Genomic DNA, 24,733 nt, shown 5'->3' on the forward strand with positions numbered 1-24,733 from the left:
GATATAATTGCGATACAATATAAATATCATTCCATGTTAACATCAAGATTCATGTAGTCGGAAGGTGAATTGTATGGAGTTGCATGCCACTTTTCGCGGCCGCTTTGCCCCTACGCCGTCAGGAAAGATGCACATCGGCAATGCGTTGACCGCTTTACTTGGATGGCTGCAAATCAGGAGTATGAACGGACAATATATACTCCGTATAGAAGATATCGATGTCCAGCGTTCCCGCCAGGAGCTTGCCGTCGAGATTATGAGAGATCTGGAATGGCTCGGCTTGGATTGGGATGAAGGTCCCGGTGTTTCCGGGGCCTACGGACCCTATCATCAGGCGGCGCGCCAAGCGCTATATGAGCGGGAAATCACCAAGCTGCAGGAATCCAATAAACTGTACCCTTGCTATTGCAGTCGGGCCGATATTACGGCCGCAGCCAGCGCACCGCACGGCATTGCATCGGAAGGCCTCCGTTATCCGGGAACTTGTAGAGACTTAACTCGAGAGGAAGCGGCGCTTCGAGAGCTTCATAAGAAGCCTTCGCTGCGGATGAAGGTACCGCAAAACATCGTTTCCTTTGTCGACGGCATCGCCGGGGAGCAGTCCCATCGACTATCTGACGGAGGTGACTTTGTGGTTCGAAGGGCGGACGATATCATCTCCTATCAACTCGCGGTGGTTGTGGATGATGCGTTAATGGGCATAACCCATGTACTCCGAGGAGCCGATCTACTGGACTCCACGCCACGTCAGCTGCTCTTATACCATGCGTTAGGCTACCAGCCGCCACAGTTTGCACATACCCCGCTAATGGTCGATGCGGAAGGCAGAAGACTCGCCAAGAGGACCCGCGGGCTTAGCCTCTCATTTCTTCGCGGCCAGGGCATCATGCCCGAGCGCATCATCGGCTGGCTGGCTTGGACCGCCGGTCTCCTGGATCATCCGGAATCCGTTCGACCTGCGGATCTAATTCCTGTGTTTGACTTATCGAAAGTATCTTCTGCCCCGATCAAAATAACGGATCATGTCAAAAATCAGCTGTTTGAATCCTAGATGCGACTCATCGAAATAAGGGGTTCATAAGCGTTATTAAATTACATTTCTTCGTATCCTGAATAAACAAGCAGCGCCAGCACTTTCACCCTCGCAATTGAGAAGAAAGGCTGGCGCTGTTATGTTATTCCTCATGAGTTAATCGTTCCCTGACCTTGGACTCATACTGCGTAAACGCGCTATTGCCGCTAAGCCCGCGCTGTTCCATCAGCAATTGCAGTCTCAGACGCTTTTCATTGAGCTTCCGTTGAAGCTGCTCTTGCTCACCGTCGCTGCAGGCAGCACCGAGCAAGTCATACAGCCGAACGCATTCCTTGCGAAGCGTAACTTCTTCAGGGACATAACCCGCATTTTTCATGATGCGATAAGACATTCTCAGATCCTCCGGAATGTGCGAAAGATCGTCGATCGGAAGTTTCTTACCGGCAAATGGCAGATGATCAAGCTCCCCGTTGCGGATCGCTTCTTCGATCTTCTGCTCAGCCAATCTGGAAAAGATGCTCATGATTACACAGCCTCCTCCTTTTTTTCCTTTGTCCTCTTCATCATATAGCAGTGCGGTTTATATTCCAAGTTCTGAATGCAGGGAACCCTCAAGATGTCCCCTGATCTCATTTACAACAGTGATTCGGCTCCATCTATGAAGATTTGTGCCCCTGTAATATGTCTTGATTGATCGGAAGCGAGAAACGCCACCAAATCCGCGACCTCTTCAGGCGTACCCGGTCCATCAGACAGCGGCTGGCTCCCTTCCGGATATTCAACCGGAATCACGATCTCTTCCAGATCTCCCTGCTTCTTCGTGCTCTGATCAATGTTGGTGGATATCGCGCCGGGGCAGATTACATTAACTCTAATCTTGAATTTCGCCAGCTCCAGCGCAGCCATCTTCGCAAAAGCCACCTGTCCCGCTTTGGTTGTGCTGTATGCGCTCATCCCAAAGTTGGAGAAGGTTCGGGTACCATTGACGGAGCTGGTAATGATAATGCTGCCCTGCCCCCTTTTCTTAAGGTGCGGAATTGCATATTTGACCGTCAGAAACGTCCCGTTCAAATTTACGTTCAGCGTCTTGGTCCATTCCTCCAGCTTCATTTCATCAATTGGCGTCATCACGCCATTAATCCCTGCATTGGCGAATACAATATCAACGCCGCCAAAAATCTCCACCGTTTCGAGAACTGCCTTCTCCACCCGGTCAGGATCTGTAGTATCTACGTCAAAGGCTCTGGCGGAACCCTCGCGAATCAAGTTGATCTCCGATTCCGCTTTATTCGTTCGGTCATCCAACAGATCGAATAAAGCAACATTTGCGCCTTCCTTCGCCAGCTGAATGGCGGTTGCCTTCCCTATGCCTGATCCGGCTCCGGTAATGATCGCTGTTCTTCCATGAAAACGTCCGTGTCCTTCATTCATCATCAACACGCTCCTTGTTATCGTAATCCGTTATGCATTCATCTGTCACAAGATTACCCAAAAGGAGTTGTTTTATAATCATGATTTCTAATTTTTTGCACAAAAAAGCCGGACCCCTTGGGTCCGACCATTGTTTATCATAACCTAACATTCTTAGAAAACTACCATACAATCTCCAAAAACGAAGCGTCATCTTCCAGACCGTCTGTATGGCGAGCATTCATTAATACTTGCACTTGCTCATCAGGAATCGGCTCCTTCATCGGATCCAGATCGTTGAGCCCATCGCTGTATAACTGAAGCCGATATTCGGTCTCCGGGTCTAATTTGCACGAAAACACATGAGGACTGCCTCCGATCGGTCCACTACGGGAAGACCATCGTTCCGACGTCCGGAAACGATCTCCGAATACCGAGGTAATCTCGTCTTCCTTGCGCCACAAACGTACCCTGGAGTCACCCTGCCAGGCGAGCCACAACCTTCCTTTGCGGCGAAAACCCGAAGAAAGCTCGATGCGGCCGCAAATATACATAGCTTCGCTTCCTTTGCGCTGCTTCTCTTCCAGTACTTCGCGAAGCAGCTTGGGCGTTTCGGAACTCAGGGAATGAGTCCGCATTTCCCGATCAGCATCCTGCGTAAGCTCGTTCAGTTTGCGTTCAAGCGATGCGGTCGTGAGTTCCTCAACCGTCTCCAGCCAATTCATTAACCCCTGGCCAAGCAGACGCGAGGCCACGTCGCCCCGATAACTCAATCCGACACCATCGCACAATACAAAATGGCACACATCTTCATTCATCTTCAAAGCAATGAAATCCTGACCCATCTCGGAGAGCATGACAGATTCTGCCGCTCTGCCATACGCATAACGACATGTGAACAAATCTTTAATCTTCGTAATCGGTTCTTCCGCGGTCTGCTTGCTCTCGTAATAAAACGATGCTGCTTGAGCCTTCCGTTTACGAATTCCCAACGATTCCATGCTTCTTGCGTATGATCGCTTCATCTTTGTGACCTCTTACCTTACCGGCGTGGCAGCTGACATCTGAAACCCGATGGACACCAGCTCAGAGCAAGTGCCTGGAAGCATCATCAATGCTCCCGGGCTCAGTTGATAATCCGCCTCAACCAGCATTTCTCGATAACTTTCGGGAAGAACGGAAGACATCATTTTAAGTTTGCGCGCATGTTCATCCTCAAGCGAAGTATCAGCCAAAATCCCTTTCCAGCGGCGCGGTTCGGATATCGGCTGGTTCATCAGATGATCGGATATGAATATGTTCTCCACGAGCACGTTGCCGTCCGGAACGCTCATGTTCATGATGCGGCGGGCAATCGGTTCCGGATCCTCTCCCGTAGCCACGCCATCCGTCATATGGCACACAAGCGGGGCAGGGCAATCCTGCATATTCGGAATCTCCGACTGCAGGATTTTCTCGGCCTGCAGGAACGCTTTCGCCGAGTCGGAGAAACGCTTCGGCGTTAAATCCGGAAGCGATCCGATCGCCGCTATTTCGTCAATGCCCTTAATCCCGTTTAACAAATCATAGACATCATCGCTGTATGCAAGGATGGCAATCCGGTATCTAGGCGTCAGCCGATTGCCCTTCGTGGACCGAAATACCATTTGCCGAATGGCCAGAGACAAGGCCTCATAAACGACATCGATCCGCCTCCGGTCCTCCATCAGCATGTTCATGGACGCGCTGATATCAATCAGATATATAATGAGCGCTGGCGTGCGCTGTGATGCTTGAATGGTATAGTTCATCGTGAATAACATTCACCCCTGCATTTTCGTCATGTTTACTTCCTTACAGTTTTGGTATCCAGTGGCTGTCGTCACTTATGAATTGCTGCAGATTGCTAAGGCGGCTGCTCATTTTACCAACCGTTTTATAATAGGCCTTATCCTTGTTATACAGCTCTATGAACTCACGTGCGGCATTCTTGGCACGGTCTTTGTTGCCGGCTACCTGCGCATTATACGCCTTATTATATAGGGCAACCAGTTCTACAACGTTTTGGGAACGCTGTTTCTGAAGCGCTGCGGCTTGGGCTTGTTGGGCAGCCCTGGCTCGCGCCTGGCGCTCCGCCTCCGCCTTGGCAGCTTCCCTAGCCGCAGCCTCTTCCTGTGCCTGCCTTTTCTTCTTCTCTTCCAGCTGAGCTAAATACGCCTCATACTTGGCCTGATTATCATATTTCTCTTGCAATGCCTGCTTCTTTTTCTTCTCTTCAAGTGAAGCCAAATAAGCTTCATACTTCGCCTGCTTCTCGTACTTGGCCTGAAGCTCGGCTTTCTCCTGTTCCTTCAGTGCCTGCTCAGCTTCTTCAGCCTTCTTGGCCTCCTCAGCCTTCTTACGCTCCTCTTCCGCTTTCTTTGCCTCTGCCTCTTTCTGGGCAGCCTCTTCCTGCTGCCTTCGTGCTTCTTCCTCTTGCTTACGCGCAGCTTCTTCTTTCTCCTGCGCTTGCTGCTCGGCTAATCGCTGAGCATCCAACTGACGGCTCTCTGCCTTCTCCGCCAGAATTTGATTGACCGTAATCGCAGAACCTGCCAATATGACGATAGCCGCAGCGGTTGAGAGCATGAATTTACGGGATAATAACAGTGCTTTAATGCCTTTGTTGGATGATTCTTCAGCCGGACGCAGCTGCTCTTCGAGCCCCTGTATAGCGGCGGCAAGCTCCACTTCAAGCGGACTGTCCTTCTTTACGAAATGATACGCGGAGCGGAATATTTCCAACGCGCCGGAAAGATTACCCGCATCCTCCAGATCACGCGCTTGATGGAACAAGCGTCCAACCACATTGTCGTTGACCTCTCGGGTGCCTGGCTCAATGCCAAGCGATGCCATAATTTCAGCCGGCACCTCTTGGGCAGTTTCAGAACGGGCTTCATCCGTATTGTCGTCATGGGCAGCAGCAGCGGCTACAGGAGCTTGCGCTTCCTCGACTACTTCTTCCTCACTCAAGGAGGATAAAGCAATTAGCCACTCACCAAAGGTAGGGCAGCTGCTCAAATCCTGACTGTCCCAGGTTCTGCCGAACAGATCCGCAATCCGGGTACCCCAACGCTGACCCAGCGATTTTTTCAGTAAAAAATAACGCTCGCACGGGGTTTGCATTTCATGCTGATCAAAATAGCTTTCGCCCCATGCCCGATTCACGATAGCCGGATCGCTCCATCCCAGCATTTCCGCAATGATAACAGCACCAGCGAAACGATCGGCATATGAACTCCATAACCCGCTATGCACCGTACGATGAGCCGCATATCCAGGAGAGCCAGCAAGCAAAACATCAGGTCGATCCATTTTGGGGCTGTACATCTGCTCCACATCGACAAGCTCAACGGCGGCAGCGCCTTCCGGCAGCTTCACTTCCGAAAAAAACGGAAGCATGACATTAGGCGCAGACAGGTCACAGTGGGCTAATCCCCGCTGCTCCATGCTTGAGCCGATGGCTGCCAATGCCTTGGCAAGCATCAGACTATCAGAACGTCCCAGATTACGCTGATCGCTTATAACGTCAAACCAAGTACATCCATGAATCCATGGCATGATGACCGCGTAGAGCAAATCCGGATATTCCGCTATCAAATCTCCGTTTCTTTCGGGAGTGAGCACCTCTCGACTGCTTACCTGCAAACCCGGTATCTCGCGATAATTCCCCATATGTTCGGATTGATAAACCATAGCCGGAATTCTGAACTTAGGAAAAAATACCTTTAGTGCTTTGGCTTCATGCAGCTCCCCATCCACAGGAATCAACTGGTAGACGATACCCTGCCGCCCAGCTTGGGCATAGGCTACGCCTGGCGCTGCGGGATGCTGCCCTACTGTATAAGCCGTTCCATTTACAACAATCCCATCGCCCGGGTTTGGCTGAAATGTCATGAACGTCATCCTCTCTTAACTCCGTTACCTAACTATATAACTCTATTAACCACATTGTTATATTCTAAACATCCAAAATTGCAAGAAAACCGGGTTATCTACCACCCGGTTTATTCTGCCTATTAAACTATTATAAAGCAAAAGTCTCCGAATGGATATTAACGGGATTCGTCAGCCATACGGAATTTCTGAGCGATCGCTTTCAGCTCATTGCTGATGCTGTCAAGCGTTTGAACGAAGGAGTTCATCAAGCGGCTTGCTTCCTGGAATTCCTGGAAAAAGCGCTGCTTCGTCATACCATCCCATTGACCTTCCATGCCGTTGATCGATTGAGTCAGGCTGTTAACGATTTGCTGACTTTGATCACCGCTCTGTTTAAATTGGTTTGCTACTTGCTCAACTTGTTCTGGCGTAATTAAAATACGTCCTGCCATTTATGTAACCTCCTAGAAATTCGTTTTCTGGTGACACTTGACATCTTAGCCCATGAGCCTCAGTTTATCAAAGCGTCCTCAGACCTAATTTCCAGTTACCCTATACGTCCCAATTTGAAACATTTACCATCCCGATTTTCCCGAAAGGAATAGGGATTTAGTTGGCAATGCCAAACGAAGACGGATCGGTAAAGGTCCAGCTTTGCCCGGCTAACGCGGCTTGTTTAGCCGAATCCCCGTTGTCTCCACTGGTCATGCCCACGGCAGCGGCTACCGAACTCGGGTTCGATATAACCGTCGATGAATTTCCATATTCCGGTAATATGGATGAGCGCCCCTCCATGCCGGAAGCCGCAAACAGAGCTGTCGGTGATACTGTACTTACGATGGCATGCTCCAAAATCGTATGGTACTGATGATCCGTTTCTTGAAATTGATCGGCTTTGCTTTGAAGATGCTTGCCCAGCTGAGCAAGAAGAGCTCCAAGATGCTCTCCAAGACTCCGGGCAGACTGCCACTCATCAATAACCGCCGCTTTGAGAGACGTCTCCCAAACGAGTGATTCCATAGCTTGGTTGAGCGTTCTCGTAATCGCTAAATATTCATCGCCACTATGCTGCAGCTGACGGCTTAACGTCCGGAGAGACTCCGGCTCGACAGAAATACGCATTGGTCCTCACCTTTCATACAGGCTCTGTTACTGTTTCAGCCACATGAGTAGCATATGACGAAACTGCTCTTTGGTCGCTGGTGCTGCGGTTAACCAGTCCTGGTCTCCCTCCAGGCTCATACGCAGCAGCCAATTCATGGACTCGTTCACGATAAATGCTGCATTTTGACTTTCCCAGCTGTTTCCGTTCCAAATCGACAGCTGGAGTTCCCCCGAAGACACCTTGTTCTTCATACATTTTGCTAAAGCGATGGAACCTTCCGCATCATCCGTCAACCTGGCCAAGCGATCGCCGATATCATCGCTGTTCTGTTCGGAAACGGAGGTGTAAATATCTCCGAATTCCTTCCGGCTAAGGAGTAGTGCCGGAATATCCCCCCAGTTTTGGTCGCTTAGGGCCAGATCCTGCACCAGTTGATCGCAGGTTTGTTCGATAGTGCCAAGTTCGCTAAGCAGGTAACATCGGTTGTCTTCGTCGCTTCTGCATACTTGTATTACCCGTTCGTCAGTAACATGCAGATATCCTTCAAACGCCGAATCCTGATTTTCATATTTCAACCAGCACGCACGTTCCGCAAGTCCGGCAATAGCCACTCTTGAGAAGACCTCGGGTGGAATCGACAATTCCCCGCCTTCCTCTTGAATCAAATATTGCTTGCTTAGGAGCGATTGTTTGGTTTTCTCCCACTCAACCGCGATTTCTTCCGTTAAGTATCCTACAAAAGGATCTTCAACACCAAGTAATCGGTCCGATCCGATAATTCCAGCCAAGAAGAAAAATTCCTTGTCATTCAGCGTGATCGTTTCTTGTTTGGAAGCATGAATTGTCAACATTATGAGCCACCTCCCCTCAAACTACAACATGCCATCGGTCGCGAATTTCTGTGACCCATCGTTGGGCGTTCCATTCGTCATCAAACGGAACTGCGCCTTTTATTCTGGAAAATTTGCGTTTTACGTAGTACCCCTGTCCTGGCGGGAGTATTTTTAGTCCTCCAGGACTATTAGCAGATTCGGAAAAAGGAATTCTGAAGAACGATAAATCGTTGGAATCCAATGTTCCGAATAAAAATCCGTTTTGTGCAGCCTTGATATCGGTAAACCAATCGACGCCATACGTCGGGAAATCGGCCGGCACACCGGCAACGACAACATGTACCCGGCGGTCCCTCCCCTGTCTGACGATGGCTGACAGCTGGTCTTTTAAAGTGAAATCGGAAAGCTGCTTGCTGAGCACGTCAGCGTCATCAATCATAAGCAGGATCGTCGGGTCTTCACTGTCTTTCGACCGGGTTTGTACCCGTTCATAAAGACCTGAAATGAGCGGAGCCAGGTCTTCCTCATTCTCCGCATGTCCACGGACATGCGGAAGATGATTCATCCGACTCAGACCACTGCTTCCATAGCGCGTATCTACCGTATAGATTTCCAGCTCATCCGGCGATGTATGATATGCGAGTGATAACATCCAGCTAAGGAGGAATGACGTTTTACCGCCTTCCATCGGACTCGCCACAATAAAATGCGGCCCATCCTCCAGATTGATAGCAAAAGGAGTTAAATCATCCGTAGCCACACCGACAGGAACCCGGTATTTCACCATACCTGCTGATTCGTAAGGCTTTTGTACCTTAAGCAGTTGATGAAGCGGAATCTTGTCCGGCAGTGACTCAATCCGCGGCGCTTCCTCCCCGTGCCACGCTGCCCGGTAAGTGCGAATCATATCGCGGAGCGCTGCGGAGCGGTCCCCCTCTTCCTGACCAGAAGCCGGCAAGGCCGTCTGGAATTCAAGCGGAGGCACCTGGCCTTTGACCAGTCCTCTTCCTGGCGGAAGCTGGCTCGGGGCTCTTGTCGGACGACCCACCGCGTAATAATAGTCGGCCGGATCGGCAAGCTCGTACGATACCGCTTGCGAGATATTGCTCCGGACCTTCTCGAACATATCCGAAATCCGGTTCGCCGTGATAATAAACGTGATGCCCAGACTGCCGCCTTCACGCAGCAGGTATTCCAGCATATCATTCTCGTCCGGATAAGAATTCCTAAAGTTGAGATAACCGTCAATAACCACGACCAGCTGCGGAACCGTCTCCGTGCTGCCACGGCGGTAGGATGCAACGGTCTTCACACCCGCTTCGGCAATCATGTCCTTGCGAGCCGCCGCCGTTTTCGTCAGAAAACGGAACAGGCGCTTGATGCGATCCTCTTCCTCCGCCGTCATGACTCCTCCGATATGAGGAAGCCCTGCAAAGTCCCGTATCATTCGGCCCATATCCACGATATACCCATGCCAAAAGTCCGGGGTGTACCGACTGGCTAACGACATCAGCATCGTTTGAATAAAGGTGGTCTTTCCAAGTCCGGGCATACCGTAAACGGCCCAGTGGCCTTGCTCCAGGTTGAGCACTAGCGGCTTCTGGCATTGGTTAGGCAAATCGTCAACCATTCCGACATAGGACACGAGTGCCGAATCGCTGAACGTAACAGGCTGCTCGATGCCGGATTGTACTGTCTCCAAATCCAGGCTCTCCGGAAGCGGTGGAAGCCAAGGACCCTGCAGCCGTTCGATCCCTTGCGCCTCGGCCACTTCCGCTACATGGTCAATAAACACCTGCAGCTGTTTGGGCACTTCCAGATGCGCTCCCAGGGATGGAGTAAACGCAAGCAGCGGTTCCGTCTTCCCGTTGATCCGGACCTCGCGGATCGAGACAGCGCCAGGTGTATCCTTCTCTTCAACGTAAGGAGCGCCGCTCCAGGCAAACTGCATTTCTTCAAACACTTCATCGCTGCCCACCTGGAAGTAGCCTCGTCCGGGCTTGTTAATCCAGGCTGCATTCGGAATCTTCAGCATATCACGGCTGTCGCCCTCGCTTTGTACCCGAAGACAGATCCGAAAGCGCGAGTTACTCCAAATTTTATCGTCCACGACGCCTGCCGGTTTCTGAGTCGCAAGAATCAGATGGACCCCGAGTGTTCGTCCAATAGCGGCAATGCTGATCAATTCATCCATGAATTCCGGTTGGTCTTTTTTCAGCTGTGCAAATTCATCAATGATAATAACAAGATGCGGAAGCGGTTCGCCATGCCGATTGCGCAGCAGCTTGTAGTACTCGTCGATATGCTGCAGATTTCCCGCATCATTCAATATTTTCTGGCGGCGGACCAGCTCGGCTTTCAGCGACACCTTCGCCCGCTCGATCAGATTGTTATCCAGGTTCGTTATAGTTCCTACAACGTGCGGCAAGTTGACAAACGTGTTGGACATGCCGCCGCCCTTGTAATCAATAAGCATAAATGCCAGGTCATGAGGATGGAACTCGGATGCCAGGGAGGCAACAATGGATTGAATAACCTCACTTTTCCCGGAACCGGTCGTTCCCGCAATCAGACCGTGAGGTCCATGACCTTGACGCTCTATTTTATCATGAAGATTCAAATTAATCTTCTTTCCGCCTGCCCGGACCCCCATCGGAACGGGTAATGAATCCGGATATCGGTTCTGCTGCCAGCGTCTGTGTACATCCAAATCGTTGATTTTTTGAATATCCATCATCTCGAAGAGTGCCAAAACGCTTGGGATATCCGATGCAGAGGATCGCTTCAGCCGGATCGGCGCCATGTACCGGGCCAAGGCTTCAGTTTGCTCCCTGCTGATATGATGGGATTGGAAGGATTGCTTGGAGACCGTGCCGTCTGCCTTCTTAATCGTATACGCCGCCTGCTCCCGGTCAACCTCAACAATAAGCTGGCAGTGCATCGGCAAGCTTTCCTTGCGGTCGGACAAGATGATGGTAACCGCATCGGTCACTTCGGCATCTTCCATCAACAGAGGCAGCAGCGGTTCTTCCTCGATTAATTGGGTAGCGGATAAAATCACCACGTATGCCGGTGTCTCAATCGATTTCTTCCCATGCTCGGCGCGATTATTTTTACGCCGGTATAAGTGAGTAAATATTTCATCGGCAAGCTGATGCGCATTGCTCCGTCGATCCGCAAGATAGCGGCTGGAACGGTCATCATCCCACGTATGTGGGAGCCAGCGCAGCCATTGCCACTCGCTCGCTTCTTTCTCTTCGTAGAACGCGGCGATCTTTACTTCATCGGGTGAGTGCCGGACAGCCGTCTGGGCCATCATTACGCGCAGCATATTTAATACGCGCTCTCTTCCACCTACGATCCCTATGACCTTGGATTCGAATAACGGCAGCGCGATCGATGCTTCGTCGACGGACTGAAATTCGGTAGACAGCAATTCGGCTGCTTCGATCAACGGGTCCTTGTCATACCCATCCGCACGGGGAGGCTTTACATTAATGTAAAACGGAACCTCTCCCTTGCCCACGCAAATCTCCAGAAAGTCCTTATCTTCCGGGGAACGTTCCCACAAGCTGCTGCTCCGGTTCTTCACGACGTTATAACACACGTCCGGATCGCCATGGATTTCAAACAGAATGTGTACCTGATCCTCCTGTCGCTCCTTCAGTTCTTCCCGATGCAGATCAAGCTGTGCCCGGTACTTCTGATTACGTTCGGCCAGATTCTTCTGATAAGTCTTCTTGTTGCTTAAATACATGAAGAACGGCAGCGTGTAGGATGTCAGCATCATAAAGACGGAAAGCATCTGGAACATCATGTAATTGGGATTCCCCATTTTTCCGCTCACGTTCATATAAACATAGAAACCAACCGTCGCAGCCGTCATAATAATCGGGATAATGATGGCAATCATCGAAAACGACGGTTTGCTCGGCTCGGACGGCGGTCTCAGAATCTCCAAGTCTTCATTCGGTAAAGCCGGTCTAATACGCGGCGAACGTTGGTACAACACGTTCATATGTCACTTCCTCCTAATCCAGAGCATCTGAAATGTACAATTATGTATTTGGCTGTTTCAATCAAAACCAATGGGTTACTTACCCAATCTCAGCTTTCTTGAAACAACGATCTTCTGCCATAGACAGGAGCTTCCTCGGTGGTTGTGGAGAATGCCCGTTGCAAACGAATATAAGAGCCTTCCCTAAGTCCCGCTTCAACCAGGTTAGAATGGCCGCCTACCGTAAACCACAAGCCTTCCGGGAACTTTGCTTCTAATATATATTGAATCCCTTCACCCGAGGGTTCACGAAAAAGACGTAGCCCCAGCAGCTCATTCAACCGTTCAATGGAGCACTCATCGGGTACGTCGATATCAAACCAATCATCTTCATTTCGACCGCTGATCACGGTGAGTATCATCTGGTCAACCTGCCTTCCCAAAAATGGTAATGCTTATGTTTATTCCATATGCAAAGTCCAATCACCTATTTCAATAGTTACAAAAAATAGTTACATTATTGTAATAATATCATCCCAGGGTCAGTTCTGTCAATTTGTGTCATATTTCCTATTTCCTATTTTTCATGCGGGTTTGTTAGTCCTGAGGGACTATTTATATATTGATTATAGGGTAAATCCGGGTTTTTCGTCGGTAAAATAACGTCGTTCACAAAAATGTCACGCTCTGAAAAATGATGCTGATTAATTCTATGAATTTAAGGTTATTTTAAGATTGGCAATTTATAATGCAAATATCATGAAAAATCTTTCGTGAGGTGATTAATATGAAAACACTTATCATGTTCCAAAATAAGCCGGTTCCCGTATACTTTACAACGGATAGCAAGCAGCCGGTACAAAAAGTATTAAAACTGCTAACCAGCGCGCTTGACCATAAAATTCAAACCGGCAAAAAGGCGCTGCAAAAATGCCTCAACTCCCTGATCAGCATTGAAATCGAGGGATCCGAGGCAATTCTTCACAGCAAAAGCGAAAACGACTCTCTTGCGCTATCTCTCTTTTAAAAAGAGGGATAGCCCTTTTTTTGTTTAACTCCATTATAACCCGTAATGACGATCCTCGGCTATCTGCGCTCTCTGAATTCGGATTTGAAACAATTTCACGAGATTTCTCCGCGTTGTGATCTCCTGGCAACTGTCCAATTTTTTTAATATAAACCGATCGATGGACATACTGTTCATCCCTCCATTCTTATCTTGGAAAAACGACCCTATGTTCTGATAACTTCTATTAACCGTGCCTTTTCAAGATTAAACGAGACTTTCTTACGTTCAACAAAGCTTCTTATGATTCGACGATGTTCTGGAAACAACCCATTTTATAATCAGTACCTTGCATTAATCAGTACTTAGTGATATCTTATTGTAGACCACTACTGAATATTAATCACTACCTCATGTTTACAGCATGAACATGGACTTATGAAAGGAGGTATCTGCCGTATGAATGTCAGTATTCAATTCAAAAAAGGCGTTCTTGAACTCTGCGTGCTTGTGTTAATCCATCGCAAGGACCAGTATGGCTACGAGTTGGCTCAAGCGGTATCGAGGCATATTGAGGTAGCCGAAGGGGCGTTGTACCCCCTCCTTCGCCGACTTGTTAATGAAGGCTATTGTACGACGTACCTCCAGGAATCGACCGAGGGTCCGCCCCGTAAGTATTATAAGCTGACTCCTAGCGGAGTGATTTATATGAGAGCCTTGGTAAAGGAATGGCAAGCTTTTGTGGGCAATGTGACCAATCTGATAGAGGAAGGAAATTTGTATGACTAAAAAACAGTTTATTTCAATTTTGGAATCGCGTCTTGCCGCGCTTCCTCCCGACGAACGGCGGGAATTCATTCATGATGTGGCGTCCCATTTTGTCATTGGCATGCAGAATGGACGAACCGAAGAGGAAATCGCCCGTGAACTGGGAGATCCTTTTGAAATGGCAAAGGAAGCGTTAGGCGACCGGTATGTGGATATGGATATGCCTGCTCCGGCAGCGATCCGAAGACCGTCTTCTTTTGGAAAATATGCGGCAGGAGTCGGTTTGTTCTTCTGTGCATTGGTGGCAGTCCCCTTCCTTGCGGCATTATGGTCCGGAGGCGTCGCTATTGCTCTCGGAGCCTTGGCAACCTTGCTGAGCCCGGTGCTCGTTCTGCTTGACTATATCGTAAACGGAACGTTTTATCCGGCCAAATTATTCTTATCCATCTCTTTGATCGGAATCGGCATCTTCCTCGGATATGCCACACGCTCAGCCATGGTTGGATTGTTATCGTTAACCTTGAGGTACTCCAGATGGAATACGCGTTTGTTGAAGGGACGTGACGCACAGTGAACAGAAAATGGTTGTTCAGTTTAGCAATCGCACTTATATTGGTAGGAATCGTCGGCATGGCTGCGAACAAGTTTAAATTCGGTGAAGAGCTTGTCAGCTATCAGAATCGATGGGATCTGCAGGATGCCGTAAATTTGAAGAAATTAACTATTGCCAGCAATATTAATATCAGCTTCGCGTTTGAGGACAGCAGCGATTCGAACGGATATATCGCGTTTGACGGCAAATTAAAACCGGAGCATGTCGATATTCTTAAAAACTTTAATCCAGCAGGCCCTTATGTGAAATTAGATCTGACTACACCTTCCACTTTCCAGTTGATGAGTGTGGACTTTCGTTCACCGAAAGGAAAACTGACCATCGTGCTTCCATCAAGCACGCAACTGGACGAACTCGATTTGTCGACGCTTTCCGATAACATCCAGGTAAGCGGAGCTTCCTCCAAGGTGGTTGACATCTCCGTGAAGTCAGGCAACATCAACATGAGCGGAATACAAGCCGAGCAGTTAAGCGTTGAGAACATTTCGGGAAATATTCGCGGTTCTGACATTCGGGCATCCACCCGGCTCGTCCATCATTCGGGAAATGTCGTACTGAAAAATATGGAAGGTCCCTTGGACATCGAGGTCACCTCCGGTAACGTAAACGCAGGATTGATTGGCGTTTCATCGGTTAATATTCTGTGCAGGTCCGGAAACGTGAAAGTGCAGCCTGACCCGTCATTTCGCGGTTTCTATGACCTTAAGGCACTGTCGGGATCCGTCTCGGCGCCGGAGTCACTGAAAGAAACAACCGATATCATCCAAGTGGAAACGTACTCCGGTAATATCGATATCGTACATTAAGACGTTGTTGACAAACAATAAAAATGAAATATACTATACTTTATAAAGTAAACCTAACAACAAGGAGAGTTTTCATACATGTCTAATGTACTATTCATCAAAGCAAACAACAGAGCCATCGAACAATCGGTAAGCGTAAAAATGTACCATGCGTTTTTGGAGTCCTTCAAAGCAAGCCATCCGGAAGACCAAATCACGGAGCTTGACCTTTTTGCAGAGAATCTCCCTTATTACGATAGCACTGCCATCAACGGTATGTTTAAAGCTGCCCAAGGATTGGAAGCTACACCGGAAGAGCAGGCGGCTGCTTCGAATGTGAGCAAATATCTTGACCAGTTTCTTGCTGCAGACAAAATCGTGCTTGCTTTCCCATTGTGGAACATGACCGTACCTGCCGTTCTTCATACCTATATCGACTACCTGAACCAAGCAGGAAAAACGTTCAAATATACCCCTCAAGGCGTTGTAGGTCTCGTGACTGGCAAAAAAGTCGTCATCCTGAATGCGCGCGGCGGTAACTATTCCGAAGGACCTATGGCTGCGGCTGAGATGGCTGTTAACTTCGTGATGGGCAATCTTCGTCAATGGGGCGTACAGGATATCGAAACCCTGATCATCGAAGGCCACAACCAATTCCCTAATGAAGCAGAAATGATCGTTCAGAACGGTCTTGAGCTCGTTAAGAAGGCTGCTGCCGGTTTCTAATCGAACTTATACGTAATAATAACACTAATCTTATTTACAAAAGCCACCTTCAACTGTCTTAGGCAGTGAAAGGTGGCTTTTTGTGATAATCCCATTTAAACCTTTTCCCATTGGGTCCATAACTCTCGCGGGTTACGTATATAGATTTCATGATCACGGCTCATATATTGATGAATGATAAATTCGCGCCGAATGGTCGCATAATCGGCATGGTAACGCTTGATAAACGCATTGATATCCTTTTCCGGATATTCCTTCCCTGCTTCAAGCTGCTCTACCAGGTATTCCAATATGACGAGTTTCTTTTTGTACTGGGCCGGAATGGAACGCAGCGTTCCGTCTTTCGCTATAAAATTCCGGAGAACGGATGTTTTATAGGCTTCGCTAGCAGTCGTTTCCATCTTTTTTCTCCCTCCCTTCTAACCACAAGTTTAGTTTTACAACCATCTAATTTAATATATGTCTAATTAGATGATAATCAAATCAGTGATATTTGTCAAATCCTTTCTACGTGAAGTCCATTCAGCCAGGCTCCATACCGCCCAATCTGGATTTATCCTCTTATTTGCTGTAGGATTATAATGCTGATCTAAACGTAAGGTTAATACATAAGGAGGTTCACCATGCTCGACGTCTTAATTATCGGCGCAGGCCCATGCGGTCTCTCAGCTGCCATTGAATGCCGCAACCAGGGCCTCAGCTGCGAGATCATCGATAAACACAATGTAGTTCATTCCATTTATCTCTATCCAACACATATGCAGTTTTTCAGTACGGCTGAAATGCTTGAAATCGGAGATGTTCCGTTCGCCATATCGAATGATAAACCGTTTCGGCACGAGGCGCTGGCCTATTACCGCAGAGTTGCCAGACACTTTAATCTGATAATCTCCCCATACGAAGAAGCGCTCACCATAACCAAGCAGCCCGGCGGGAGCTTTCAGGTGAAGACCCAGCGCCGCGGTGGTGTAGAGTCTATACGAGAAGCTAAACACGTAGTCATTGCTACGGGTTATTTTGATCATCCGAATTATATTGGCATTCCTGGAGAAGACTTGGAGAAAGTAAGCCATTATTTCCGGGAAGCCCATCCATACGCAGGAATGAAAACCGCGATCATCGGCGGCAGTAATTCCGCCGTCGATGCTGCCATGGAGCTTATCCGTGTCGGAGCCGAGGTGACGATGGTATACCGGGGTGAGGAAGTTTCACAAAACATCAAACCTTGGGTACGTCCTCTGTTTGACAGCATGGTGCAAAAAGGACATATCCAGCTTCACCTGAACGCGCGAGTTGTACAAATCGCGGAGTCTTCCATTACCGTTCTTGCAAATCAAGGCCAGGAAACGATCATTGAGAATGATTTTGTACTGGCATTGACCGGATTCCGTCCTGACCGCAAGCTGCTTGCTTCCTCCGGCGTTCAACTGAATGAAGACATGGAGAAGCCGCTTTATAATCCGGATACGATGGAGACCAACGTTCCAGGACTCTATGTTGCAGGCGTCATTGCATCCGGCCGCAACGCCAATGAGGTGTTCATTGAGACAGGCAGACTACACGGTCGTCTGATTGCCGAGCATCTAGTCTCGAACGCTTAAACGATTAACGTCGTGCATTCCCAGAGGACAGACCGTTCTATGATGTTTTTCTTACGATATCAGGAAGGTATACGTTTCGAAGTCTAAACTTTCTGATATCTTAAACATAAGGAGTGATTCCCCATGGACGTAACTTCACTCATCCTGCTGGCTATGGCGGGACTTGGTATTATCAGCAGCAATTCTGCCGTGACCATCGCGATGCTGGCGTTGCTTCTCATCCGCGTTACCGGCTTTCAGCAAGCATTCCCATGGCTGGAGAAATACGGACTGACACTCGGCATTATCATTCTCACCATAGGTGTCATGTCACCGCTGGCGAGCGGAAAGATGAGTCTGCAAACGATCGGCGAGTCATTCCTGAACTGGAAATCGCTGTTGGCCATCGCCGTCGGCATGCTTGTCGCCTATCTGGGCGGCCGGGGTGCCACGCTGATGGGAACCAATCCCACCGTGGTTGCGGGTCTTCTCGTTGGCACGGTGCTTGGGGTAGCCTTGTTCCGAGGCGTACCCGTCGGGCCGCTCATTGCAGCCGGTCTGCTGTCCCTGCTGATCGGCAAATCATGAGGAACAGAAGCAGCCTTCTTTTTTACAACTAATAAGTAGAACAATAACCTCCCTGCCGGCTCGTGAACGTTTGGGGAGGTTTATTTGTTCTATATGTAAGCTTCGCAACAAACGGATCATTACCATATATAGTCTATTTTATGGTATGATAGCTATCGTGTTTTAGCGCTATTTCCCGTAATCCCTTAAGAAATATGATGTCTCAGGAGGTAACACATTTGTCTTCAACGAATACCGAATCGGTCGCTGCTCCGCTTAAACAGCTTCCCTTGCTGCTCTTCAGGCAGCTGAGGCCAAAGCAATGGACCAAAAACCTGCTCATATTTGCAGCCCCCCTCTTCTCCTTTGAAGGGGTGAATCCCGGCGTGCTCTTCGACACCCTGATCGGTTTTTTTCTGTTGTCCTTCGTTTCCGGCTGCGTCTACATTGTGAACGATTATGCCGATCGCGAAGCGGATCGCAACCATCCGGTGAAAAAGTACCGACCGATGGCCTCGGGAGCTCTTCCTCCTAAGCTGGCTATTGGATTCGGCGCACTGCTGCTGATAGCTTCGCTGGTCATATCTTATTTGCTCAATCCGCTGTTTACCGTATTATTGGTGCTCTATTTTGCCATGAACGTAGCTTATTCCTTCCGGCTGAAGCATGTTGTCATCATTGACATTATGATTATCGCGGCCGGGTTTGTGCTGCGCGCCATCGCAGGCGGACTGGTCATCCACGTCCCGTTCACGCCATGGTTTCTTCTCTGTACGATGCTGTTATCGCTCTTCCTGGCGATCGGCAAGAGACGACATGAGCTTCATCTGCTGCAGCATGACAAGGGCTCTCACCGCAAGGTGCTCGATCAATATTCGTTTGATCTGCTGGACCAGATGAGCAGCATTGTCACCACAGCAACCATCATCAGTTATTCGCTGTTTACCTTTACGTCCGGCAGAACCGTTCATCTCATGTGGACCATACCGCTCGTTATTTACGGGATGTTCCGCTATCTTTATCTGATTCACATCGAGAAAAAAGGCGGGGCTCCGGACCGGGTGCTCCTGGAGGACGCTCACATCCTGGTCACCGTGATCCTTTATGTCATCAGCGTCATCGGAATTTTGGTATACTTTGAATAATACAGAATCGGTAAATTGAGGGAAATGATATGAATCAGAAATTCGCAATCTTTGACATCGACAAAACGGTCATCCATACAGACTCCATGTTTCAATTTTTAAAGTATGGCATACAAAAAAAACCGTCCACGGCCCCCGTCATTCTGAAAGTCGTGCTTTACTCCGTGCTGTACAAGCTCCGTCTTCTGGGAGCTGAAAAAGCAAAGAGCGCTTATTTTCATGCGATGCGCCATATGGATGAAACCGACCTGAAGCATTTTTACGAAACGGAATTGAAACCTGCGATCTTCCCGGCTGCGCTGAAGGAAATGCAGCGAAAAAAAAGCGAGGGCTATCATGTGCTTCTTGTAACGGCGTCCCCCGATGCTTACATGAGATACTTTGCAGAACTTCCTTGTGTCGACACGGTGATCGCTACCAAGCTTTCCGTACGGGACGGACGCTTTACATCGATGATCGAAGGGAACAATTGTAAGGGGGAGGAAAAAGTGAACCGGATTCAGCAGTACTTGAACGAGCGGCAGCTGACCATTGACTATGCAGCTTCCTGCGCTTATTCCGACTCCTTGTCCGACCTCCCGATGTTCGGGCTCGTCAAACACAAGTATTTGATCAATCACAAATCCGCTCAGGGATGCGAGGGATTAACATGGAACAGATAAAAGCGCAGAGCGCCCCGCGCCACTTGGGCAAGCTGTTCATGGTCTTATCGGCTTTTTTGACGGCTACCGGCCAGCTGTTCTGGAAATGGGGACACGCCAACTTGCTGTACATGGGAATCGGCTTTATCTGTTACGGCCTCGGAGCCATACTCATGATCAAATCGTTTTCATTGGAGAAGCTGTCCGTTGCCTATCCCCTAATGTGCATCAGCTATATTGTGGCTCTGTTTTATGGTGATTTTTTTCTGGATGAACCGTTAACCCTGCAAAAACTGGCAGCTGTTGCCCTGCTTGGAATCGGGGTGACATTAACTTCCTATGAAAAATGACGGGTTTCTATACTTGCTCCTGCTTCTGATGACTTTGCTGGGCTCGCTGGGCAGCGTATTCTTCAAGGGGTATACCGCAAACAAACAAATCAAGCTGCTGCTGATCGGTTTTCTTAGTTACGGATTGGGAGCCTTGTTAAACATATACCTTCTGGTTGAGCTTCCCTATACGCTGGTTATGCCTGCCAATGCACTGACGTTCCTGTGGGCCTTGTTGTTTGCCAAATGGGTATTCAAGGAAACCATCGGGATCCGCAAGATCGCCGGCGTCGCTTTTATTATTTCCGGATTGCTTCTGCTGATCTGGTAAGCGAACGCAGCTTAAGCCTCTTCACAGTACATATATAATGGAAAGATTGGTGGAGCGTAAAACATGACTTTTTTCAGTTATTTATTCCGACATAAAAAAGATAATTACACGGCGATCGGCCTAAGTATCTGTCTTGTCCTATGGTATGTTTTCATGAACCTTCCGTTCGTGACCTACATCAAGGATCATGCAGCCGAGTTGATGCCGCACAGCCCGTTCTATGGTGCGCCTTTCACATTGAATCTGTTCAACTTCGATCCTTCCATGGAATATGGACCGGAGAATATCTCGATCATCCATCCATTCATTAATTTCCTGACCAGCCCGTTAACGACGATGATCGGGAGTGCGAACCTCCCTTATCTTCTGATTCAATCGGTCTTGAATGCCTTAAGCGCTGCGCTGGTCTACTATATCGTCCGAAGAAGCGGAGCCGGCTGGTTGTTGTCCTTCGTAACGGCGGCTTTCTTCGGTATCAGCTCGTATACGCTGTTCACGGCGTTCATACCGGATTCCTATGCTTATGCGCAGTTCATGATCATCTTATCAGCGGCTTACTTGCACTATTGCCGGCTTACGAATCAATATGGCGTCATGCCGAATGCCTCCCTGGCCCTGATTAATTTCGGCATCACGTCTACGAATGTGGCAACGTTCGCAGGTGCGCTCCTGATCAGTCTGTTCGATCGACGCTGGAAGGATGCCTTTAAACGCTTCATTCTCATTATGCTGGCTTTTCTGGGAATGGTGATTATCGTAACCCTGCTTCAACACTTGCTGTTCTCAGGTAAGTCCTGGATCGCCAACGTGTTTTCAAGCGTACAAAACGGTGCGCTCAGCTATGTTTCTCCTTTTTCATTCGAGCACCATTCCCGGGTCTTCTACATGCTGTTTGTAAGCCCAATCCTGTCGCCGGAGCTTGCCATGATTGATCCGGGGATCGCGGCATTCGTGACGAATTTGGCCAAGCCGTATCCGATTCATGTCCATATCGTCGGGATCGGGATGCTTATTCTTGCAATACTGTCCTTCATTGAGGGCATCCGCTCCCGCGATACCTGGACATTTGCCATCTATATCCTGTTCGCGATTCTGCTGCACATCATCGTTGGGTTCGGTTTGGCCACTTACACTTACGATCTGTACTTGTACGCAGGACATTATCTGTTTGCCGTGTTTGTGCTTGCAGCGCTGTTTATTGCCAAAACCAAGAATCTCCGGATTCAACAAGCTCTGACCGGCATCATGATCCTGTTCCTGCTCATCACCTTAGTGAACAATATTGTATTACACGGGCAGACGCTAGAATATATTCAGATGACCTATGATACGGTGTTCAAGAATATCGAGAAATAAGCCTTTACCCTAAAATAAAGACCCGTTCCCTGAAGCATGGCCCAACACCATGCCTCAGAAGGACGGGTCTTTCGTATTAACTCTCTAGATGCTGCACGTTATACAGTCTGGCATAACTTCCATCCAGATTCATCAGCTCGCCGTGCGTTCCCTGCTCTGTAATTCTGCCATTCTCCAGCACAACGATTTGATCGGCGTGCGTGATCGTTGACAGGCGATGGGCCACGATCAATGTGGTGCGGTTGTTGGACAGGGATTGCAGCGCCTGCTGTATCAGATGCTCGGACTCCAAGTCCAGCGCCGACGTCGCTTCATCCAGCACCAGAATGTCCGGATCCTTGAGGAAGACACGCGCGATCGCCAATCTCTGCTTCTGTCCGCCTGAGAGCTTGACGCCGCGTTCACCCACTTCCGTCTCATAGCCTTGCGGCAGCTGGGTGATGAAATCATGCGCATTGGCGGCTTTGGCAGCGGCGACGATACTCTCTTCATCCGCCTCCGGATTGCCGAACAGAATATTCTCACGGACCGTGCCGCTGAATAGGAAGTTGTCCTGCAGGACCATGCCCACCGATCCGCGCAGGCTGTCCAGCGTCAAATCCCTGACGTCGTGACCGTTAATCTTCACCGCGCCCTGCTGTACATCGTAGAATCTCGGAATCAGTCCGATCAGGGACGATTTGCCCCCGCCGCTCATGCCGACAAACGCAACCGTCTGCCCCTGCCGAATGGTTAAGTTTATATCTTGAAGCACCCAACCGGCAGCGTCGTTGTACTTAAAGGAGACACGATCGAATTCGATCTGTCCCGCTGTTTTAAGCGTTTTGGCATCCGGACGGTCCACAATGTCATACGGCTCGTCCATGAGCTCCTTGACCCGCTCCAGCGACGCTGAAGCCTGCGTTAGCACCGTTGACGAGTTGATCAGACGGCGAAGGGGCGCATACAGCCTGTCGAGATAGCCAAAGAAGGCAACAAACGTACCTAATGTCAGATCTCCCTGGATCACCCGGTATCCCCCATAACCGATAACCAAAATAGGCGCAATATCGGTGAGCGTGTTGATAATAGAGAAGGTGAGCGCATTCCAGCGGGTCTGTGCCATCGCTTTTTTCAGGAAATTGCCGTTGATCCCTTCGAACTTCTTCTGGTCGTAACGCTCCAGAGTAAAACTGCGGATAACCGATATCCCCTGAATCCGTTCATGCAGATACGCTTGGATGCCGGCGAGAGCCTGCGACCGGTCCTTAGTCAGACGTTTAAGCCGCTTATACAACAAATTCACCGCTAGTCCATATAGAGGAAGAATCGAGATGGCAACGAGTGTCAATACGGGATTCATGAAGAACATGACAATTAACACGAACAGCAGTGTAAACATATCCAGCCAGATATTCATCATGCCGACTTCCACCAGGTTCTTGGATTGTTCTACGTCATTGATAAAGCGCGATATCGCCTCGCCTACCTTGGTGTTCTGATAGTAACGGAGGGATAACCGCTGCAGATGGGCATATAACCGGTTACGCATATCGAATAAAATACGGCTGGTAATGAATTGGGCAAAATACTGCCGCAAGTATTCCACCGGACCACGCACCACGACAAACAGCACCAGCGTCCCGGCAAGAATCCACATCAGATCCTGAATCTTCTGTTCGATCGTCATCTGCTGGTTGATCAGCAGATCATCCACGACATATTTCATGATCATGGGCAGCAATAACGGGATTGCAAATTTGATCATGCCGATAATAAGGGTCAGAATGATCCACTTCATGTATGGCTTAACAAACGGATAATAGATTTTCCATGATTTCAAAGGTGATCAAAGCCCCTTTCTTTAGATTATAGAATTTACGAGTTTTCTGCGAAGCTGAATCCATTCAATAATCGCAAGAAAAACACCTTTTACCCGCGGTCTGTCTTGTGTGAAAGTACGTCCATGGACGTTATTGTTAAGTAAGATCCACGCGGTTGTTAGTCGAAGAGCAGTTGACATTTATGAACTTCAGTGCTTTATTAGTTCTAAACTTATGAATTGTATCATGTCTTGCAGGAGGATTTAGTCATGACCAGAATTTTCGTGACGGAGGCCGTCATGCTGGCTATTTACGGTCAGCTGTTAGTACCGCCGAAACCCGTCGAGTACATCATTCCGTACACAACCATTTTGGAATTATATGAGCTTCATACCACCGAAGAACATCTCATGAATAGCAGTGCTGATGACCAGCACGTCAAGATAAAGATCGGCGAATTGATTTCCTATTTTGAAGAGCCGCTGAACAAAAAGAAAATTGAGCGTGCCCTGCAGGTTCCTTGGTCCAAGAGCCCTACCATTCCCGTTAGTGAAACTACTCGGGTCTCGGTCATGAACACCATGGACACCGCACCTTATGGGGAATCCTTTGATCCTGTTGAAACTGAGCTGCTCCTGGCATCCCAAAGAGCCGAGGCTCCCATACTGACTGATCAATACGAATTGATTCAACGTATCGTCGAAAGCGCTCTTCCCGTTCAGGTATATGATATCGACGATTTTGACTTTGCATTGGAGGTCCCGCTGTCCGGGCAGTCATAATGATCATATGTACACACCTTCGCATGG

General features: G+C 48.8%; 26 protein-coding genes. 14 read left to right on the top strand and 12 right to left on the bottom strand.

Going from position 1 to position 24,733, the window contains the following annotated elements:
- Positions 1 to 73: 73 nt before the first annotated feature.
- A complete protein-coding gene (gene gluQRS, locus ACQKPA_RS01535) occupies positions 74 to 1,051 on the top strand; it encodes a tRNA glutamyl-Q(34) synthetase GluQRS (protein WP_427488831.1) in 978 nt (325 codons plus the stop codon).
- Between the two features lie 124 nt (positions 1,052 to 1,175).
- On the opposite strand, the gene ACQKPA_RS01540 is transcribed toward gluQRS, so the two are convergent.
- From ACQKPA_RS01540 to ACQKPA_RS01585, 10 genes are all read right to left on the bottom strand, one after another.
- On the bottom strand, positions 1,176 to 1,556 hold the full coding sequence (locus ACQKPA_RS01540; RefSeq protein ID WP_427488833.1) for a DnaJ family domain-containing protein: 381 nt from the start codon (positions 1,554 to 1,556) through the stop codon (positions 1,176 to 1,178).
- Positions 1,557 to 1,666: 110 nt separating this feature from the next.
- Entirely contained in the window at positions 1,667 to 2,464 is a 798-nt protein-coding gene (locus ACQKPA_RS01545) for an SDR family oxidoreductase (RefSeq protein ID WP_427490222.1), read from the bottom strand.
- Positions 2,465 to 2,625: 161 nt separating this feature from the next.
- The gene (locus ACQKPA_RS01550) at positions 2,626 to 3,468 is read right to left on the bottom strand and encodes a hypothetical protein (RefSeq protein ID WP_427488835.1); all 843 of its coding nucleotides are present in this window, start codon (positions 3,466 to 3,468) and stop codon (positions 2,626 to 2,628) included.
- Positions 3,469 to 3,480: 12 nt separating this feature from the next.
- Positions 3,481 to 4,233, bottom strand: coding sequence for a vWA domain-containing protein (locus ACQKPA_RS01555; protein WP_071220489.1), 753 nt, complete (start codon positions 4,231 to 4,233; stop codon positions 3,481 to 3,483).
- Positions 4,234 to 4,276: 43 nt separating this feature from the next.
- Complete coding sequence (locus ACQKPA_RS01560) at positions 4,277 to 6,358, bottom strand: hypothetical protein (RefSeq protein WP_427488838.1); 2,082 nt, start codon at positions 6,356 to 6,358, stop codon at positions 4,277 to 4,279.
- 158 nt (positions 6,359 to 6,516) lie between these two features.
- Complete coding sequence (locus ACQKPA_RS01565) at positions 6,517 to 6,792, bottom strand: WXG100 family type VII secretion target (protein ID WP_006211202.1); 276 nt, start codon at positions 6,790 to 6,792, stop codon at positions 6,517 to 6,519.
- 157 nt (positions 6,793 to 6,949) lie between these two features.
- Positions 6,950 to 7,462: a WXG100 family type VII secretion target gene (locus ACQKPA_RS01570; RefSeq protein WP_071220206.1), complete on the bottom strand. Its 513-nt coding sequence runs from the start codon at positions 7,460 to 7,462 to the stop codon at positions 6,950 to 6,952.
- 27 nt (positions 7,463 to 7,489) lie between these two features.
- Complete coding sequence (locus tag ACQKPA_RS01575) at positions 7,490 to 8,296, bottom strand: hypothetical protein (protein ID WP_427488840.1); 807 nt, start codon at positions 8,294 to 8,296, stop codon at positions 7,490 to 7,492.
- A gap of 16 nt (positions 8,297 to 8,312) precedes the next feature.
- Positions 8,313 to 12,296: a type VII secretion protein EssC gene (gene essC, locus ACQKPA_RS01580; RefSeq protein WP_427488842.1), complete on the bottom strand. Its 3,984-nt coding sequence runs from the start codon at positions 12,294 to 12,296 to the stop codon at positions 8,313 to 8,315.
- A gap of 89 nt (positions 12,297 to 12,385) precedes the next feature.
- Positions 12,386 to 12,697, bottom strand: a complete 312-nt coding sequence (locus ACQKPA_RS01585; protein WP_071220203.1) for a hypothetical protein — start codon at positions 12,695 to 12,697, stop codon at positions 12,386 to 12,388.
- Between the two features lie 365 nt (positions 12,698 to 13,062).
- Here ACQKPA_RS01585 and ACQKPA_RS01590 point away from each other — a divergent pair, with 365 nt between their 5' ends.
- The 5 genes from ACQKPA_RS01590 (at position 13,063) to ACQKPA_RS01610 (ending at position 16,173) form a co-directional block, all read left to right on the top strand.
- Positions 13,063 to 13,302, top strand: coding sequence for a hypothetical protein (locus ACQKPA_RS01590; RefSeq protein ID WP_006211206.1), 240 nt, complete (start codon positions 13,063 to 13,065; stop codon positions 13,300 to 13,302).
- Positions 13,303 to 13,740: 438 nt separating this feature from the next.
- The gene (locus tag ACQKPA_RS01595) at positions 13,741 to 14,070 is read left to right on the top strand and encodes a PadR family transcriptional regulator (protein WP_071220202.1); all 330 of its coding nucleotides are present in this window, start codon (positions 13,741 to 13,743) and stop codon (positions 14,068 to 14,070) included.
- Positions 14,063 to 14,623, top strand: a complete 561-nt coding sequence (locus ACQKPA_RS01600) for a DUF1700 domain-containing protein (protein ID WP_427488845.1) — start codon at positions 14,063 to 14,065, stop codon at positions 14,621 to 14,623. Before ACQKPA_RS01595 ends, ACQKPA_RS01600 begins: the two co-directional genes overlap by 8 nt.
- Positions 14,620 to 15,468 (top strand): DUF4097 family beta strand repeat-containing protein, encoded by an 849-nt coding sequence (locus ACQKPA_RS01605; RefSeq protein ID WP_427488847.1) that lies wholly within the window; start codon positions 14,620 to 14,622, stop codon positions 15,466 to 15,468. The genes ACQKPA_RS01600 and ACQKPA_RS01605 overlap by 4 nt, the downstream gene beginning before the upstream one ends.
- Positions 15,469 to 15,546: 78 nt before the next feature.
- The gene (locus ACQKPA_RS01610) at positions 15,547 to 16,173 is read left to right on the top strand and encodes an FMN-dependent NADH-azoreductase (RefSeq protein WP_113058713.1); all 627 of its coding nucleotides are present in this window, start codon (positions 15,547 to 15,549) and stop codon (positions 16,171 to 16,173) included.
- A gap of 95 nt (positions 16,174 to 16,268) precedes the next feature.
- On the opposite strand, the gene ACQKPA_RS01615 is transcribed toward ACQKPA_RS01610, so the two are convergent.
- Positions 16,269 to 16,574: a DUF2087 domain-containing protein gene (locus ACQKPA_RS01615; RefSeq protein WP_427488849.1), complete on the bottom strand. Its 306-nt coding sequence runs from the start codon at positions 16,572 to 16,574 to the stop codon at positions 16,269 to 16,271.
- Positions 16,575 to 16,796: 222 nt separating this feature from the next.
- Between ACQKPA_RS01615 and ACQKPA_RS01620 the strand changes: the two genes are divergently transcribed.
- The 7 genes from ACQKPA_RS01620 (at position 16,797) to ACQKPA_RS01650 (ending at position 22,122) form a co-directional block, all read left to right on the top strand.
- The gene (locus ACQKPA_RS01620) at positions 16,797 to 17,774 is read left to right on the top strand and encodes a YpdA family putative bacillithiol disulfide reductase (protein ID WP_427488851.1); all 978 of its coding nucleotides are present in this window, start codon (positions 16,797 to 16,799) and stop codon (positions 17,772 to 17,774) included.
- A 123-nt stretch (positions 17,775 to 17,897) separates the two neighbouring features.
- Positions 17,898 to 18,341, top strand: a complete 444-nt coding sequence (locus ACQKPA_RS01625; RefSeq protein WP_071220196.1) for a DUF441 domain-containing protein — start codon at positions 17,898 to 17,900, stop codon at positions 18,339 to 18,341.
- A gap of 197 nt (positions 18,342 to 18,538) precedes the next feature.
- Complete coding sequence (locus ACQKPA_RS01630) at positions 18,539 to 19,465, top strand: decaprenyl-phosphate phosphoribosyltransferase (protein WP_427490223.1); 927 nt, start codon at positions 18,539 to 18,541, stop codon at positions 19,463 to 19,465.
- Between the two features lie 29 nt (positions 19,466 to 19,494).
- Entirely contained in the window at positions 19,495 to 20,127 is a 633-nt protein-coding gene (locus tag ACQKPA_RS01635) for an HAD family hydrolase (protein WP_427488854.1), read from the top strand.
- Entirely contained in the window at positions 20,115 to 20,456 is a 342-nt protein-coding gene (locus tag ACQKPA_RS01640) for an EamA family transporter (RefSeq protein ID WP_127592435.1), read from the top strand. The genes ACQKPA_RS01635 and ACQKPA_RS01640 overlap by 13 nt, the downstream gene beginning before the upstream one ends.
- The gene (locus ACQKPA_RS01645) at positions 20,446 to 20,766 is read left to right on the top strand and encodes an EamA family transporter (protein ID WP_427488856.1); all 321 of its coding nucleotides are present in this window, start codon (positions 20,446 to 20,448) and stop codon (positions 20,764 to 20,766) included. The genes ACQKPA_RS01640 and ACQKPA_RS01645 overlap by 11 nt, the downstream gene beginning before the upstream one ends.
- 63 nt (positions 20,767 to 20,829) lie before the next feature.
- Entirely contained in the window at positions 20,830 to 22,122 is a 1,293-nt protein-coding gene (locus tag ACQKPA_RS01650; protein WP_427488858.1) for a DUF6080 domain-containing protein, read from the top strand.
- 76 nt (positions 22,123 to 22,198) lie between these two features.
- On the opposite strand, the gene ACQKPA_RS01655 is transcribed toward ACQKPA_RS01650, so the two are convergent.
- Complete coding sequence (locus ACQKPA_RS01655; protein WP_427488860.1) at positions 22,199 to 23,944, bottom strand: ABC transporter ATP-binding protein; 1,746 nt, start codon at positions 23,942 to 23,944, stop codon at positions 22,199 to 22,201.
- A gap of 249 nt (positions 23,945 to 24,193) precedes the next feature.
- Between ACQKPA_RS01655 and ACQKPA_RS01660 the strand changes: the two genes are divergently transcribed.
- Positions 24,194 to 24,706, top strand: a complete 513-nt coding sequence (locus ACQKPA_RS01660) for an ADP-heptose synthase (RefSeq protein ID WP_260065242.1) — start codon at positions 24,194 to 24,196, stop codon at positions 24,704 to 24,706.
- Positions 24,707 to 24,733: the final 27 nt, after the last annotated feature.

Origin of the sequence: Paenibacillus sp. NPDC093718 (assembly GCF_050279985.1) — a bacterium.
In the GTDB taxonomy this organism is placed as follows: Bacteria; Bacillota; Bacilli; order Paenibacillales; family Paenibacillaceae; genus Paenibacillus_AQ.

What these genes read in the sequence shown, in the direction of transcription:
- ACQKPA_RS01575 (WP_427488840.1), bottom strand. Translation starts at nt 8,296, where the DNA reads ATGTTGACAATTCATGCTTCCAAACAAGAAACGATCACGCTGAATGAC.
- essC (WP_427488842.1), bottom strand. Translation starts at nt 12,296, where the DNA reads ATGAACGTGTTGTACCAACGTTCGCCGCGTATTAGACCGGCTTTACCG.
- ACQKPA_RS01610 (WP_113058713.1), top strand. Translation starts at nt 15,547, where the DNA reads ATGTCTAATGTACTATTCATCAAAGCAAACAACAGAGCCATCGAACAA.
- ACQKPA_RS01600 (WP_427488845.1), top strand. Translation starts at nt 14,063, where the DNA reads ATGACTAAAAAACAGTTTATTTCAATTTTGGAATCGCGTCTTGCCGCG.
- ACQKPA_RS01590 (WP_006211206.1), top strand. Translation starts at nt 13,063, where the DNA reads ATGAAAACACTTATCATGTTCCAAAATAAGCCGGTTCCCGTATACTTT.
- ACQKPA_RS01625 (WP_071220196.1), top strand. Translation starts at nt 17,898, where the DNA reads ATGGACGTAACTTCACTCATCCTGCTGGCTATGGCGGGACTTGGTATT.
- ACQKPA_RS01545 (WP_427490222.1), bottom strand. Translation starts at nt 2,464, where the DNA reads ATGAATGAAGGACACGGACGTTTTCATGGAAGAACAGCGATCATTACC.
- ACQKPA_RS01550 (WP_427488835.1), bottom strand. Translation starts at nt 3,468, where the DNA reads ATGAAGCGATCATACGCAAGAAGCATGGAATCGTTGGGAATTCGTAAA.
- ACQKPA_RS01555 (WP_071220489.1), bottom strand. Translation starts at nt 4,233, where the DNA reads ATGAACTATACCATTCAAGCATCACAGCGCACGCCAGCGCTCATTATA.
- ACQKPA_RS01595 (WP_071220202.1), top strand. Translation starts at nt 13,741, where the DNA reads ATGAATGTCAGTATTCAATTCAAAAAAGGCGTTCTTGAACTCTGCGTG.
- ACQKPA_RS01570 (WP_071220206.1), bottom strand. Translation starts at nt 7,462, where the DNA reads ATGCGTATTTCTGTCGAGCCGGAGTCTCTCCGGACGTTAAGCCGTCAG.
- ACQKPA_RS01660 (WP_260065242.1), top strand. Translation starts at nt 24,194, where the DNA reads ATGACCAGAATTTTCGTGACGGAGGCCGTCATGCTGGCTATTTACGGT.
- ACQKPA_RS01540 (WP_427488833.1), bottom strand. Translation starts at nt 1,556, where the DNA reads ATGAGCATCTTTTCCAGATTGGCTGAGCAGAAGATCGAAGAAGCGATC.
- gluQRS (WP_427488831.1), top strand. Translation starts at nt 74, where the DNA reads ATGGAGTTGCATGCCACTTTTCGCGGCCGCTTTGCCCCTACGCCGTCA.
- ACQKPA_RS01650 (WP_427488858.1), top strand. Translation starts at nt 20,830, where the DNA reads ATGACTTTTTTCAGTTATTTATTCCGACATAAAAAAGATAATTACACG.
- ACQKPA_RS01640 (WP_127592435.1), top strand. Translation starts at nt 20,115, where the DNA reads ATGGAACAGATAAAAGCGCAGAGCGCCCCGCGCCACTTGGGCAAGCTG.
- ACQKPA_RS01615 (WP_427488849.1), bottom strand. Translation starts at nt 16,574, where the DNA reads ATGGAAACGACTGCTAGCGAAGCCTATAAAACATCCGTTCTCCGGAAT.
- ACQKPA_RS01585 (WP_071220203.1), bottom strand. Translation starts at nt 12,697, where the DNA reads ATGATACTCACCGTGATCAGCGGTCGAAATGAAGATGATTGGTTTGAT.
- ACQKPA_RS01565 (WP_006211202.1), bottom strand. Translation starts at nt 6,792, where the DNA reads ATGGCAGGACGTATTTTAATTACGCCAGAACAAGTTGAGCAAGTAGCA.
- ACQKPA_RS01620 (WP_427488851.1), top strand. Translation starts at nt 16,797, where the DNA reads ATGCTCGACGTCTTAATTATCGGCGCAGGCCCATGCGGTCTCTCAGCT.
- ACQKPA_RS01630 (WP_427490223.1), top strand. Translation starts at nt 18,539, where the DNA reads ATGTCTCAGGAGGTAACACATTTGTCTTCAACGAATACCGAATCGGTC.
- ACQKPA_RS01560 (WP_427488838.1), bottom strand. Translation starts at nt 6,358, where the DNA reads ATGACATTTCAGCCAAACCCGGGCGATGGGATTGTTGTAAATGGAACG.
- ACQKPA_RS01635 (WP_427488854.1), top strand. Translation starts at nt 19,495, where the DNA reads ATGAATCAGAAATTCGCAATCTTTGACATCGACAAAACGGTCATCCAT.
- ACQKPA_RS01645 (WP_427488856.1), top strand. Translation starts at nt 20,446, where the DNA reads ATGAAAAATGACGGGTTTCTATACTTGCTCCTGCTTCTGATGACTTTG.